The sequence below is a fragment of the Paraurantiacibacter namhicola genome, from assembly GCF_001687545.1.
In the GTDB taxonomy this organism is placed as follows: Bacteria; Pseudomonadota; Alphaproteobacteria; order Sphingomonadales; family Sphingomonadaceae; genus Paraurantiacibacter; species Paraurantiacibacter namhicola.
This window is the reverse complement of record NZ_CP016545.1, coordinates 343,956-357,139: the sequence shown is the minus strand read 5'-3', so window position 1 is coordinate 357,139 and position 13,184 is coordinate 343,956. Positions and strand designations below refer to the sequence as shown.

Annotated in this window: 13 protein-coding genes; 2 read left to right on the top strand and 11 right to left on the bottom strand. The window is 66.0% G+C overall.

Annotation, left to right across the window (positions count from 1 at the left end):
- Positions 1–33: 33 nt before the first annotated feature.
- On the bottom strand, positions 34–1,233 hold the full coding sequence (gene sucC / locus A6F65_RS01740) for an ADP-forming succinate--CoA ligase subunit beta (protein WP_067785232.1): 1,200 nt from the start codon (positions 1,231–1,233) through the stop codon (positions 34–36).
- A gap of 103 nt (positions 1,234–1,336) precedes the next feature.
- On the opposite strand from sucC, the gene A6F65_RS01735 reads away from it, so the two are divergent.
- A complete protein-coding gene (locus tag A6F65_RS01735) occupies positions 1,337–2,134 on the top strand; it encodes a 3'(2'),5'-bisphosphate nucleotidase CysQ (RefSeq protein WP_067785229.1) in 798 nt (265 codons plus the stop codon).
- Positions 2,135–2,199: 65 nt separating this feature from the next.
- On the opposite strand, the gene A6F65_RS01730 is transcribed toward A6F65_RS01735, so the two are convergent.
- Positions 2,200–2,880, bottom strand: coding sequence for a YiaD family glycine zipper/OmpA-like lipoprotein (locus A6F65_RS01730; RefSeq protein ID WP_067785226.1), 681 nt, complete (start codon positions 2,878–2,880; stop codon positions 2,200–2,202).
- Between the two features lie 128 nt (positions 2,881–3,008).
- On the opposite strand from A6F65_RS01730, the gene A6F65_RS01725 reads away from it, so the two are divergent.
- On the top strand, positions 3,009–4,304 hold the full coding sequence (locus A6F65_RS01725; protein WP_067785223.1) for a hemolysin family protein: 1,296 nt from the start codon (positions 3,009–3,011) through the stop codon (positions 4,302–4,304).
- 27 nt (positions 4,305–4,331) lie between these two features.
- On the opposite strand, the gene A6F65_RS01720 is transcribed toward A6F65_RS01725, so the two are convergent.
- The 9 genes from A6F65_RS01720 to gpmA form a co-directional block, all read right to left on the bottom strand.
- The gene (locus tag A6F65_RS01720) at positions 4,332–4,745 is read right to left on the bottom strand and encodes a DUF3035 domain-containing protein (RefSeq protein WP_067785220.1); all 414 of its coding nucleotides are present in this window, start codon (positions 4,743–4,745) and stop codon (positions 4,332–4,334) included.
- A 71-nt stretch (positions 4,746–4,816) separates the two neighbouring features.
- A complete protein-coding gene (gene lspA / locus A6F65_RS01715) occupies positions 4,817–5,335 on the bottom strand; it encodes a signal peptidase II (protein WP_067785217.1) in 519 nt (172 codons plus the stop codon).
- Positions 5,332–8,235: an isoleucine--tRNA ligase gene (gene ileS / locus A6F65_RS01710; protein ID WP_067785214.1), complete on the bottom strand. Its 2,904-nt coding sequence runs from the start codon at positions 8,233–8,235 to the stop codon at positions 5,332–5,334. Before ileS ends, lspA begins: the two co-directional genes overlap by 4 nt.
- Positions 8,232–9,170 carry a bifunctional riboflavin kinase/FAD synthetase gene (locus A6F65_RS01705; RefSeq protein ID WP_205631894.1) on the bottom strand — a complete coding sequence of 313 codons (939 nt, stop codon included), beginning with the start codon at positions 9,168–9,170 and terminating at the stop codon, positions 8,232–8,234. Before A6F65_RS01705 ends, ileS begins: the two co-directional genes overlap by 4 nt.
- Complete coding sequence (locus A6F65_RS01700) at positions 9,167–10,423, bottom strand: dipeptidase (protein WP_067785211.1); 1,257 nt, start codon at positions 10,421–10,423, stop codon at positions 9,167–9,169. Before A6F65_RS01700 ends, A6F65_RS01705 begins: the two co-directional genes overlap by 4 nt.
- Positions 10,420–10,908 (bottom strand): dihydrofolate reductase, encoded by a 489-nt coding sequence (locus A6F65_RS01695; RefSeq protein ID WP_067785208.1) that lies wholly within the window; start codon positions 10,906–10,908, stop codon positions 10,420–10,422. The genes A6F65_RS01700 and A6F65_RS01695 overlap by 4 nt, the downstream gene beginning before the upstream one ends.
- A 1-nt stretch (position 10,909) precedes the next feature.
- Positions 10,910–11,965, bottom strand: coding sequence for a 5-(carboxyamino)imidazole ribonucleotide synthase (locus tag A6F65_RS01690; protein WP_067789721.1), 1,056 nt, complete (start codon positions 11,963–11,965; stop codon positions 10,910–10,912).
- Positions 11,966–11,969: 4 nt separating this feature from the next.
- A complete protein-coding gene (gene purE / locus A6F65_RS01685) occupies positions 11,970–12,449 on the bottom strand; it encodes a 5-(carboxyamino)imidazole ribonucleotide mutase (protein WP_157093015.1) in 480 nt (159 codons plus the stop codon).
- Between the two features lie 4 nt (positions 12,450–12,453).
- Positions 12,454–13,152: a 2,3-diphosphoglycerate-dependent phosphoglycerate mutase gene (gene gpmA / locus A6F65_RS01680; RefSeq protein WP_067785205.1), complete on the bottom strand. Its 699-nt coding sequence runs from the start codon at positions 13,150–13,152 to the stop codon at positions 12,454–12,456.
- Positions 13,153–13,184 lie beyond the last annotated feature (32 nt).

Here is a 13,184-nt window from a genome sequence, read left to right as displayed (position 1 = left end):
TTTCGAACCCTCAGAAGAGGAAGAAAGGCTGCGTCAGGCGGCCTGCTTCACTTCCGCCACGATCTTCTTCGCGGCATCGCCCAGATCGTCCGCAGCCACGATGGGCAGGCCGGAATTTGCCAGGATGTCCTTGCCCTTCTGGACGTTGGTGCCTTCCAGGCGCACGACGAGCGGCACGGACAGGTTCACTTCCTTGGCGGCTTCCACGATGCCCTGCGCGATGATGTCGCACTTCATGATGCCGCCGAAGATGTTGACCAAGATGCCTTCGACAGCCGGGTCCTTCAGGATGATCTTGAAGGCGGCCGTCACCTTCTCCGTCGTGGCGCCGCCGCCGACATCGAGGAAGTTGGCGGGGAAGGCGCCGTTCAGCTTGATGATGTCCATCGTTGCCATGGCCAGGCCCGCGCCGTTCACCATGCAGCCGATATTGCCGTCCAGCTTGATGTAAGCGAGGTCGTATTCGCTGGCTTCCACCTCGGCCGGGTCTTCTTCGGTCTCGTCGCGCAGCGCTTCCACATCGGGATGGCGATAGAGCGCATTGCCATCGAAGCTCATCTTCGTGTCGAGCACCAGCAGCTGGCCGTCCTTGGTCTCGACCAGCGGGTTGATCTCCAGCATCTCGCAATCGAGGTCCATGAACGCGGTGTAAAGCTGCTTGGCCAGCTTCTGGCAGGCCTTGTTCAGCGCCCCGTCCAGTTCCAGCGCAAAGGCCACGGCGCGGCCATGGTGCGGCATGAAACCCTGTGCGGGATCGATGGTGATGGTGGTGATCTTCTCTGGCGTGTTGTGGGCCACGTCCTCGATATCCATGCCGCCTTCGGTGCTGGCGACCATGGCCACCTGCCCGCTCGCGCGGTCCACCAGCATGGCGAGGTAATATTCGCTCTCGATGTCCACGCCGTCCGTCACATAGAGGCGATTGACCTGCTTGCCCTCGTCACCGGTCTGGATGGTCACCAGCGTGTTGCCGAGCATCTCGCCGGCGTCGCTGCGCACGTCGTCGACGCTGTGGGCCAGGCGCACGCCGCCTTTGGCATCGGGCCCAAGTTCCGCGAACTTGCCCTTGCCGCGGCCACCGGCGTGGATCTGCGCTTTCACGACATAAAGCGGCCCGGGCAGCTTGCCGGCGGCTTCTACAGCCTCTTCCACCGTGGTGGCGGCGTGACCGGCCGGGATGCCGATGCCGTATTTCGCGAGCAGTTCCTTGGCCTGGTATTCGTGGATATTCATGGAGCTTCCGCAGCCTCTCAATAGGGATATTGCACGTGGCGGCGGGCATAGGGGGATGGCGCACCCCTTGCAATGCTACCTTCCGCCATCCAGTTCACGATCCGTGATAGATTCCCTTCGCCTCGAACAGATCTGCCGGGAGGCCGGGCACATGGCGCTGGCGCTGTGGCCCGGGAACCCGAGCGGTTCGGGCGATGCATTGGAAAGCTGGGAGAAGTCTCCCGGATCGCCCGTGTGCGAGGCAGACCTTGCCGTGGACCGGTTCCTGAAGCGTGAGCTTGGCGCCCTGCTGCCCGCCGCCGGTTGGCTGAGCGAGGAGACGGCGGACGACCCTGCGCGGCTGGGCAAGGGGCTCGCGTGGCTGGTCGACCCGATCGACGGGACGCGCGACTTCATCCGCGGCAGGCCCGGCTGGGCCGTCAGCGTGGCGCTGGTGAGCGGCGGACGCCCGCTGATCGGCACGCTGGTGGCCCCGGCGCGGCAGGAAGTCTGGTCCGCCACCGCGGGGCGCGGCGCGTGGCGCAATGGGGAGCGGCTGGTCGCCTCCACGCGCAAGACGCTCGCCGGAGCGCGTGTTCCCGCGCATGATTTGCCGAAAGAGGACCAGATCCTCACCAAGGTTAGCCAGCCCAATTCCATTGCCCTGCGCATCGCCATGGTCGCCAATGACGAGGCGGATCTGGTGGCCACCCTGCGCTGGGGGTTCGAATGGGACGTTGCGGCAGCGGCGCTGATCGCGCGCGAGGCTGGCGCTGCGGCGACCGACGCCTTCGGCAAGCCGCTGGCGTATAACAAGCGCGACCCGCGCGCCTTCGGCCTGCTGGTCAGCGCGCCCGCCATCCATGGCGAGGCGGTGGCGCACCTGGCCGGGCGCGCCGCGGCCCTGGCCCCCAAGGGCTGAGCGCAAAAGGAAAGGGCGACCCCTCGCGAGGCCGCCCCTTACCGTGTTCACGCGATGCGCTGCGATTACATCGCAGCGTCGATTTCCGCCTGCGTCAGCGGGGTGATCTTGATTTCCACGCGGCGGTTCTGCGCGCGGCCATCTGCCGTGTCGTTGCTGGCGATCGGATACTGCTCGCCATAACCGATGGTCTGCACCCGGCTGCGGGCAACGCCGCGCATTTCCAGGTAGCTGGCAACCGCTTCGGCGCGGCGCTTCGACAGGCCGAGGTTGTAATCTTCGCGGCCGACCGAATCGGTGTGGCCCATCACGTCGATCAGGCTGTTGGGATATTTCACCAGGCTGGCAGCGACTTCATCCAGGCCGGCGCGCAGGCCGGGGCTGATTTCGGTGCTGTCGGTGGCGAAGGTGAGGTCCGGCAGGTTGACCAGGATGGCCTCGCCATCGGGGGTCTGGCTCACATCGATGCCGGAGCCTTCGGTCGCCTCGTCGATTTCGCGGATCTGTTCGTCCATCCGGTAGCCGACATAGCCGCCGATTGCGCCGCCGGCAGCTGCGCCCACGATGCGGGCCGTCTTGCCGCCGATCACGCCGCCCAGCAGGTAGCCGAGAGCTGCGCCGCCGACGCCGCCGATGGCGGTGCGCGACACCTTCTTCTCGCCCGTATTGGGGTCTGTGACACAGGCCGATGTACCCATCAGCGCCAGTGCAGCGGTCGAAGACACAAGCAGTTTCTTGATATTCATGGGGCAGTCCCCCTTCCATGGTTGAACCCTTAACCAGCCCACAACGCATCATGGCCCCTCCCGTTCCACGCAAAAAGCGCAGGCCTGTCATTCGACAAGCGCGCAAAACCTGCTAGCGCGAAACTCAAATGACACCCTTCCCCTGGTTCGATTTCTCCGTGCTCGTTGCGCTCATCCTGATCAACGGCGTGTTTGCCATGTCGGAGCTGGCCATCGTGTCCGCCCGGCAGGCGCAGCTGCGCATGGAGGCGGAAAAGGGCAGTGGAGCAGCGCGCACCGCTCTGTCGCTGGCGCAGGATCCCGGCAAGTTCCTGTCCACCGTGCAGATCGGCATCACGCTGATCGGCATCATCGCCGGTGCCTATTCCGGGGCCACGCTGGGCGGACCTGTGGGCGAGCGGCTGGAGGCCATGGGCCTGCCGGCAGATACGGCGGAGACGGCGGGCTTCGTCTCGGTCATCGTGCTGACGACCTATCTCAGCCTGGTGATCGGGGAGCTCGTGCCAAAGCAGGTGGCCCTGCGCGCGGCGCTGCCCATCGCGCTGGCCATGGCGCGGCCGATGGCCATGCTGGCCCGCATCGCCGCGCCTTTCGTCTGGGTGCTGGACAAATCCTCCAGCCTGCTGATGCGGCTGCTGGGCATCCGCCACAAGGGCGAGCACGGGCTGACCGCGCAGGAACTGCAGATGATCTTTGCCGATGCCACCCGCAGCGGCGCGATCGAGGAGGAGGAGCGCGCCATCCTGTCAGGCGTGATGCGCCTCAACACCCGCCCGGTGCGCGAGCTGATGACGCCCAGGACGGAGCTCGACTGGATCGACGCCTCGGCCACGGCGGAGGAGTTCCGCGCGCTCATCTCCGAATCGCCGCATTCGCTGATCCCGGTGGGGCAAGGCACGGCGGACAAGATGCTGGGCGTGGTGAAGGTGCGCGAAGTGCTGGCCGAGCTTCTGGATGGCAAGCCGCTGGACCTGCCCGCCATGGTCACCAAGACCGAAGTCGTGCCGGACCAGCTGGACGCCATGGACGCCTTGCGCATCCTGCAAAGCTCCGGCGCGGGGATCGCCATGGTGCATGACGAATACGGCCATCTGGACGGTATCGTGACCAGCGCGGACCTGCTTTCCGCCATCGCCGGCAGCTTCGCCAGCCATGCGGACGAGGGCGACGAGCCCATGGTCGTGGAACGCGCCGACGGCAGCCTGTTGATATCCGGCGCGATGGGTGCGGACGACCTGGCGGACCGGCTGGGCATCGAATTGCCCGAAGCCCGCGAGTTCGCCACGGCGGCAGGCTTCGTCCTGTTCTACCTCAAGAAACTGCCCGAGGAGGGCGAGTGGTTCGAGGAACAGGCCTACCGATTCGAAGTCGTCGACATGGACGGCCGCCGCATCGACAAGCTGCTGGTGAGCGGGGTGAGCTAGCGGAGCCTGTCGGCCACGCCAGGTTGATTACCCGACGATACCGGCCTTTGCCGCCTGGCCGTCACCTTCGGGGGCGGCGATGATGGCGGTGGTCGACTCGCCCTTGTCCACCGTGAAGGTGTCCGGATCGCCGACATTGGAACGGATGCCTGCATCGGCGCTGCCTGCGCGGGCCAGCGCGTCGCTTTCGATCGCGCTGCGGGCCTGCGGGCCGCCGAACAGGGCGTCCAGCGCCTGCTGCGAGGCGGTGCCTTCGGCCGGGCGCGGAGCACCGGGCTGCGGGGGCTCGAGATCGTAATCGGGCGGGACCACCAGCGGCGCCTGGCGCTGCACGGCGAATTCGTCAGGCCGGTCGCGGCCCAGCACACCGCCGCCCTGGCAAGCGGAAAGCGCCATGCCGGCAGTGGCCAGCAGCAGGGTGGATCGGGCAATCTTGGTCATTCAAATCTCTCCGCGAAGGTCTTGTTCGCTTGGCATGTGGCGGCGATGCCGCCCAGGGAAAAACGCGTTTATCAGGCGGTCTCGCTCTGCGTGTCGCCGGGTTTCTCGCCCATGAACAGCGCGCGGGCAAGCAATATCACGACTCCGATGGTAATTGCCGCATCGGCCACGTTGAAGATCAGGAAGGGGCGAAACTCCCCGATGTGGAAGTCGGCAAAGTCGAGGACATAGCCGAAGCGGACCCGGTCGAGGATATTGCCCAGCGCGCCGCCCAGCACCAGCGAAAGCGCCACGACATCGCCCAGCAGCTTCTCGCGCAGCATCCAGAACAGCACGATCGCGGCGATCAGCGATGTGGCGATCACCAGAAACCAGCGCATTTCCTGGCTTTCGGCGGTCAGCATGCCCAGCGAAATGCCGTAATTGTGCGTGCGCGTGAAATCGAAGAAGGGCAGCAGGTCGATCGTCTCGCCGCGCAGCATGCCCAGATGCACGTCCACCAGCCACTTCGTCGCCTGGTCGGCCAGGAAGATGACGCCCGCGATGGCGAGGCCGATGGTGGTGTTGCGCCGGTCGATCACCATGCTCATGCCTCCCCGCCTTGCGCGTGGGCGGCATCCCATCCGTCCACCACGCGCTCGCAGCGATTGCATAGCGCGCCGTCCTCTTCCACCTCGGGCAGCAGGCGCCAGCAGCGCCCGCATTTCGCATCGTCGGACTTGGTCACCGTGATGCCCTCGCCATCATGCCGCGTGACGGTGCCGGTGATGAACAGCTCAGCGAGGTCCTCGTCGCTGAAGCCTTCGGGCACGGCGCTGGCGGGGACGGAGACTTCGGCTTCGAGGCCGGAGCGGATTACCTTCTCGCGCCGCAGCGGCTCGATGGCTTCGAACACGTCTTCGCGAAGTTCGCGCAGGGCCTTCCAGCGCGCGCCGTCTGCTGTCACGCCCGGCACCATCGGCCATTCCAGCAGGTGGACACTGCCGCCGTCTGGGTAGCGGCTCTGCCAAACTTCCTCGGCGGTAAAGACCAGCACCGGCGCAGCGTAGCGGACCAGCGCGTGGAACAGCAGGTCCAGCACGGCGCGATAGGCGCGGCGGCGGTCATCCTCCGGCGCATCGCAATAGAGGCTGTCCTTGCGGATATCGAAGAAGAAGGCGCTGAGGTCCTCGTTGCAGAACTCGGTCAGCGCGCGGACATAGGTGTTGAAGTCGTAATCCTCGACCGCCTTGCGCAGCCGCCCGTCAAGATCGGCCAGCAAGGCGAGGACATAGACTTCCAGCTCCGGCACGGCGCCGGCATCTTCCAGATTGCCCGTGTAGCCTTCCAGCGCGCCCAGCATGTAGCGGAAGGTGTTGCGCAGGCGGCGGTACTGGTCGCCCACGCCCTTCAGGATTTCCGGGCCGATGCGGTGGTCCTCGGTGTAATCGACACTGAGCGCCCACAGGCGGATGATGTCCGCGCCGTATTCGCCCATCACTTTCAGCGGATCGACCGTATTGCCGAGCGACTTGGACATCTTGCGCCCGTCAGCCGCCATGGTGAAGCCGTGGGTCAGCACCGCCTTGTACGGCGCGCGGCCGCGGGTGGCGCAGCTTTCCAGCAGCGATGACTGGAACCAGCCGCGATGCTGGTCGCTGCCTTCCAGGTATAGGTCCGCGGGGCTGGAAAGCTCGGGCCAGTTGTCCGACTCCAGCACGAAGGCGTGGGTGGAACCGCTGTCGAACCAGACATCGAGGATGTCGGCGACCATTTCGTAATCGTCGGGGTTGCGGGTTTCGCCCAGGAAATGCGCGGCATTCTCCTCGCGCCAGGCGTTCACGCCCTCGGCCTTTACCGCCTCGACGATGCGGGCGTTGACGGCTTCATCGACGAGGTATTCGCCGCTCGCCCGGTCCACGAACAGGGTGATCGGCACGCCCCAGGCACGCTGGCGGCTGAGCACCCAGTCCGGGCGGCCTTCCACCATGGAATCGATGCGGTTCTTGCCCTTGGCCGGCACGAAGCGGGTGGCGTCGATGGCCTGCATGGCCTTCTGCCTCAGCGTCATCCCAGCGGAAGCTGGGATCTCGTCCGGGCTGGCGTTCCCATTGAGAGAGGTCCCAGCTTCCGCTGGGACGACGGACGTTTCCTGGTCCATCGGCACGAACCATTGCGGCGTGCAGCGATAGATGACCTTGGCCTTGGACCGCCAGCTATGCGGGTAGGAGTGCTGGTAATCCGCCGATGAGCTCAGCAGCGCGCCCGCCTCGCGCAGGTCGGAGCAGATCGGCCCGTCCGGCGCGTTGAATTTCGGGTTGATGACGCTGCCCGAACGCTCGTCGGTGCGGGGCAGCCACAACCAGTCTTCCTTGTAGCGGCCATCGGCATCGACCACGAATTTCGGGTTCAGCCCATGCGCCTTGCACAGCTCGAAATCGTCCTCGCCATGGTCCGGCGCCATATGGACAAGGCCCGTGCCGCTGTCCGTGGTGACGAAATCACCCGGCAGCAGCGGACGCGGCTCGGCAAAGAACCCGCCGAGGTGGTGCATCGGGTGGCGGGCGATGGTTCCGGCGAGGTCGGAGCCTTTAAAGGTCTTCCCGAAATGCTCCAGATGTTCACTAGGATTCGCCGCGTGGAAGCGCTCGATGAAAGCTTCGACAAGCGGTTTGGCGACCAAGAAATTTCGATTGGTCCCGCCCCATTCCACGAGCGCATAGTCAACATCCGGCCCATAGGCCAACGCCTGGTTCACCGGGATCGTCCACGGCGTGGTCGTCCAAATCACCGCGTGTGCGCCGACCAATTTGGGCACATTCGGGCACTCCGTGATCTCGAACGCCACGTCGATCTGCGTCGAGGTGATGTCCTCGTACTCGACCTCGGCCTCGGCGAGCGCGGTCTTCTCCACGGGCGACCACATCACCGGCTTCGCGCCGCGATAGAGCTGGCCGGTCTCGGCGAATTTGAGGAGTTCGGCGACGATGCCCGCTTCGGCGTCGGGGGCCATGGTCAGATAGGGCCGGTCCCATGCGCCGGAGATGCCCAGCCGCTTGAACTGCTCGCGCTGGACGCCCACCCATTCGGCGGCATATTCGCGGCATTCGGCGCGGAATTCGGCCGCGGGGACCTCGTCCTTGTTGCGCTTCTTCTTGCGGTATTTCTCCTCCACCTTCCATTCGATGGGGAGGCCGTGGCAATCCCAGCCGGGCACGTAAGGCGCATCCTTGCCAAGCAGGCTCTGCGTGCGGACCACCGCATCCTTCAGCACCTTGTTCAGCGCATGACCGATGTGGATGTTGCCATTGGCGTAAGGCGGGCCGTCATGCAGGATGAATTTCTCGCGACCGCTGCGCGCCTCGCGCAGCTGGCCGTAGAGGTCTTCCTCCTCCCAGCGCGCCAGGATTCCGGGCTCCTTCTGCGGCAGGCCGGCCTTCATGGGGAAGCCGGTCTTCGGCAGGAAGACGGTGGGGCGGTAATCGCGCTGCTGTTCGGGTTCGTCGCTCATTGCGAGGGCGCGCTTAGAAGCTTCCTCGCCTCCTCGCAATCCTGCGCCATCTGCGCCGTCAGCGCATCCATGCTGTCGAACTTCGCTTCGGGGCGCAGGAAATGCTCCAGCCGCACCTCGATCTCGCGTCCGTAGAGGTCGCCGGAAAAGTCGAAGAAATAGGGCTCCAGCAATTCCTTGGGCGGATCGAATGTGGGGCGGATGCCGACATTGGCCGCACCGATCAGCTCCTCGCCGCTGTCCAGCACGCGGGCGGTGACGGCGTAAATGCCGAAGCGCGGGCGCAGATAGCTGCCCAGTTCCATGTTCGCGGTGGGATAGCCGATGGTGCGGCCCACCTTGTCGCCATGGATCACCGGCCCGCGGATTGCGAAGGGGCGGGTGAGGAGTTCGGCCGCGCGCCCGCAATCGCCCGCCTTCAGCGCATCGCGGATGCGGCTGCTGGATATGGTCATGCCTTCGTCAGCCACCGGAGAGATGGCGCGCGCAGCAATGCCATGCGCCGCCCCGACATCGCGCAGCACGTCCACATTCCCGCCGCGGCCCTTGCCGAAGGTGAAGTCCTCCCCCGTCACGACGCCCGCCGCGCGCATATGGTCGCCCAGCAGAAGGCCGATGAAATCCTGCGCGGTCATGCCCGCCAGCGCATCGTCGAAAGTGAACACCAGCATGCCGTCCGCGCCGGCAGCGGCGAACCATTCCTCGCGCTGGTCCAGCGTGGAGAGGCGGAAGGGCGGCACATGCGGCGCAAAATGGCGCACGGGATGGGGATCGAAGGTGGCGATGACGGCGGGGCGGCCCTCGGCGCGCGCCCAGTCGATGGCCTCGCGCGCGACATGCTGGTGGCCGGTGTGGAAGCCGTCGAAATTGCCGAGCGCGATGATGGCGCCGTGCAGCGCCTCCGGCATCGGGTCGCGGTGAGTGAGGCGGATCATGAGCTGCGCTCCGGCGCGGGGAGCGGCGGCATGGGGGGATCCAGCGGAATGATCCCGCGCTGTATCACCCGCAGGGCATTGCCGCCCATGGCCAGCCGGATTTCCTCGTGGCTGAAGCCTTCGTCCAGCAGCGCCTGCGTCACCTGCACCAGCTGGCTTGTGTCGAAGCGCACCGTCACCGCCCCGTCGAAATCGCTGCCCAGCGCGACGTATTCGATGCCGACCAGGTCGCGCACGTGGCGCATCGCCTTGGCGATGGCGCGCGGCGAGGTATCGCACACCGCGCCGGGCCAGTATCCAATTCCGATGACGCCGGCCGTTACCGCAACACCGCGGATTTCGTCATCGGTGAGGTTGCGGTTCTCCTCGCAGGCTGCCTGCACGCCGCCATGGCTGGAGACGACCGGGCGCTTCGCCATGGCCAGCACATCGGCCACGCAGGCGCGGCTGCAATGCGCGATGTCCACTATAATTCCCATGCGCTCCATTTGACGGATGGCGTCGCGGCCCATCGGGGTCAGACCACCTTTCTCGACGCCGTGCATGGACCCAGCCAGCTCGTTATCGAAGAAATGCACCAGCCCCGCCATGCGCATGCCCGCATCGTACAGCACCTGCAGATTGGCGAGATCGCCTTCGAGATTATGCAGGCCTTCCACGCTGAACATAGCGCCGATGGGCGGATGGGCAGCGCCCTTTACTCCGTATGGAGCGCGGAGCCAGCTCTCGCTATTTGAGCGGTGATCGACCAGCGTCGATATATCCTCATGACTTCGGATCGTGCGCAATACGCCCCACTCATCAGCGGCAACCGCCCGGTCCAGCTTCTCCGCATGGAACAGCGAGCGTTCCAGCAGCGAGCCCCAGGTCCGCACCGGCTGCAACTGGCCGATCACCAGCGGAGTGATGTTGTCCGTGTCCGCGCTGTTACTCTCGTAATTCTGCCCGCGCGGCATCTTGGTGACGCTGGAGAAGATTTGCAGCGCGACATTTCCCCGCATGAGACGCGGCAAATCCATGTGCCCGCGCGCGCCATCATCCAGCAGGTCGCGGTCCCACAGCAGCGTGTCGCCATGCAGGTCCACGATGGTCAGGCTGGCATGCAGTTCGCGCGCCTCGTCCGAAACCTCCAGCAATTCCCCGCCGTCGATCACGTTCATGCTGCGCTCGGCAATCCCGGGGGCGAAGCCGAAGAAGCCGATCGCCGCCAGCAGCAGCACCGCCAGCAAGCCGATGCGGAAGATGCGCTTCATCCGCGCGGCTCCAGCGTGACGAAGGAATACCCGGGCAGGTCGCCCGCCGGGTCGAACTCCTCGCGCCGCACGCACTTCCATGCCTCAGGGTCCAGCGCCGGGAAGGTCGTGTCGCCTTCCACCTCGGCATGGACCTCGGTCATCTCGATGCGTTTCGCCATGGACAGGAAGCGGCGATAGATCTCGCCCCCGCCGATCACGGAGATGCTTCCCGATCCGGCCAGCTCCAGCGCCTCGGCGGCGTTGGCGGCCACCTGCACGCCGTCAGCCTTCCAGCCCTTGGCCCGTGTCATCACGATGTGGCGGCGGCCGGGCAATATGCCGGGCAGGCTTTCGAAGGTGCGGCGGCCCATGATCATGGGCGTGCCCGTGGTCAGCGCCTTGAAGCGTTTCAGGTCTGCCGGGATGTGCCAGGGCAGGTCGCCGTCGCGGCCAATCACGTCATTGGCGGCCTTGGCCACCACCAGCACCACTTCGCGCGCCATCTCAGCGCTCCAGGAGGGTCACGTGCCCCATCTTGCGGCCTTCGCGCGCCTCGCCCTTGCCATAAAGGTGCAGGTGGGCATCTCCCTGCTCCAGCCAGTGCTGCCAGTCGCCAGCGGCGGCGCCGATGATGTTGGCCATGTCCACCTTGCGCGCGGTTGTGGCGGTATCGCCCAGCGGCAGGCCGCAGATGGCGCGGATATGGTTCTCGAACTGGCTGGTGGCCGCACCCTCGATCGTCCAGTGGCCGGAATTGTGCACGCGCGGGGCCATCTCGTTGAAGACCGGTCCGGCCTCCGTGGCAAAGAATTCGCAGGTCAGCACGCCGACATAGCCAAGCGCATCGGCCGCATCGCGGGCCAGTTTGCGGGCTGCTTCTACCTGTTCGCCCACGATGGCGGGCGCGGGCAGGGAGGAATGGGCCAGGATGCCGTTCTCATGCGTGTTATGCGCGCTGTCCCAGAAGCGCACCTCGCCATCGCGGCCGCGCACCAGGATGACGCTGAATTCGCAAGTGAAGCGCACGAAGCCTTCATAGACCAGCGAATCGCCGGGCAGGCGCATGCCTTCCGCCTCGCGCCGGTCCATGATGCGCCACTGGCCCTTGCCGTCATAGCCATCGCGCCGCGTCTTGAGGATGCCGGGCGTGCCGATGCGTTCGATGGCGCTGGCCAGGTCCTCGTCCGAGTCCACCTTGGCAAAGGGCGCGGGCGATCCGCCCAGATCCGTGACGAAGTTCTTTTCCGCCAGCCGGTCCTGCGCCGCTTCCAGTGCGCGGGTGGGGGGATGCAGCTTCTCCGCCGGGATCGCGGCGAGCGGGGCAACGGGCACGTTCTCGAACTCGTAAGTCACCACGTCGCAGGCCTCGCCGAAGCGGGCCATGGCGGCCTGGTCGGTCCACTTGGCGCTGGTGAATTCCGCGCTCACCTCTGCCGCCACGCTGACCTTTTCGGGGGCGAAGACATGGCAGCGATAGCCCAGCTGAGCGGCGGAAACCGCCAGCATGCGGCCGAGCTGCCCGCCGCCAAGGATGCCGATCGTGCTGCCGGGCGCGATCATCGCCCTATTCCGGCCGCTCTGCCACAGCGTCGCGCCGGGCATCGCGCCAGTCCTTCAGCCGCTGCGAGAGCGCGGGGTCGGACAGGGCGAGGATGGCTGCCGCGTAAAGGCCCGCATTGGTCGCGCCCGCCTCGCCGATGGCAAAGGTGGCGGTGGGGACGCCGGCGGGCATCTGCACGATGGAAAGCAGGCTGTCCTGCCCGCTCAGCGCCTTGGACTGCACCGGCACGCCCAAGACGGGGAGGTGGGTGAGCGCGCTGATCATGCCCGGCAGGTGCGCCGCGCCGCCCGCGCCGGCGATGATGACCTTGTGCCCGGCATCTTCCGCGCCGCGCGCGAAGTCCACCATGCGGTCGGGCGTGCGGTGAGCGGAGACAATGCGCGCCTCGTAGGCCACGCCCAACTCGTCCAGCGCCTGTGCGGCGCATTGCATGGTCGGCCAGTCGGACTGGCTGCCCATCACGATTGCGACTGGTGCTGCCATCTTCTCAGATATCCTTGAGGTACCGCATCTCGCCGGGCTGCAATTCGCCATCGGCGTCGGCTGCGAATTCGTAGATGATCGGCTGGCCGGTGGGAATTTCCAGCCCGGTGATGTCATCGTCCGAGATGCCGGACAGGTGCTTCACCAGCGCGCGCAGGGAATTGCCGTGGGCGGAGACGATCACCGTCTCGCCGTCTTCCAGCACCGGCAGGATGGCGTTTTCCCAGAATGGCAGCACGCGCTCGATGGTCAGCTTCAGGCTTTCCGTGCTGGGGATATCGATGCCTTCGTAACGCGGATCGCCGAGCATGTCGTATTCATGGCCCGGTTCCATTTCCGGCGGCGGCACGTCGAAGCTGCGGCGCCAGATATGCACCTGCTCGTCGCCATGCTTGTCGCGCGTTTCCTGCTTGTCGAGGCCGGTCAGCCCGCCATAGTGCCGCTCATTCAGGTGCCAGTCCTTGGTCACCGGGACCCACAGGCGATCGGCAGCATGCAGCGCCAGGTGCAGGGTGCGGATGGCGCGGGTCTGCAGGGAGGTAAAGGCGCTGGTGGGCAGCACGTCCTTTTCCTTCAGCAGCTCGCCCGCGGCAGTCGCTTCGGACACGCCCTTCTCCGTCAGGTCGACATCCCACCAGCCGGTGAAACGGTTTTCGAGGTTCCACTGGCTCTGCCCGTGGCGGACGAGGATCAAGGTCGACATGTCTGTTCCCTGTTAATGCGCGTTTTTCGCGC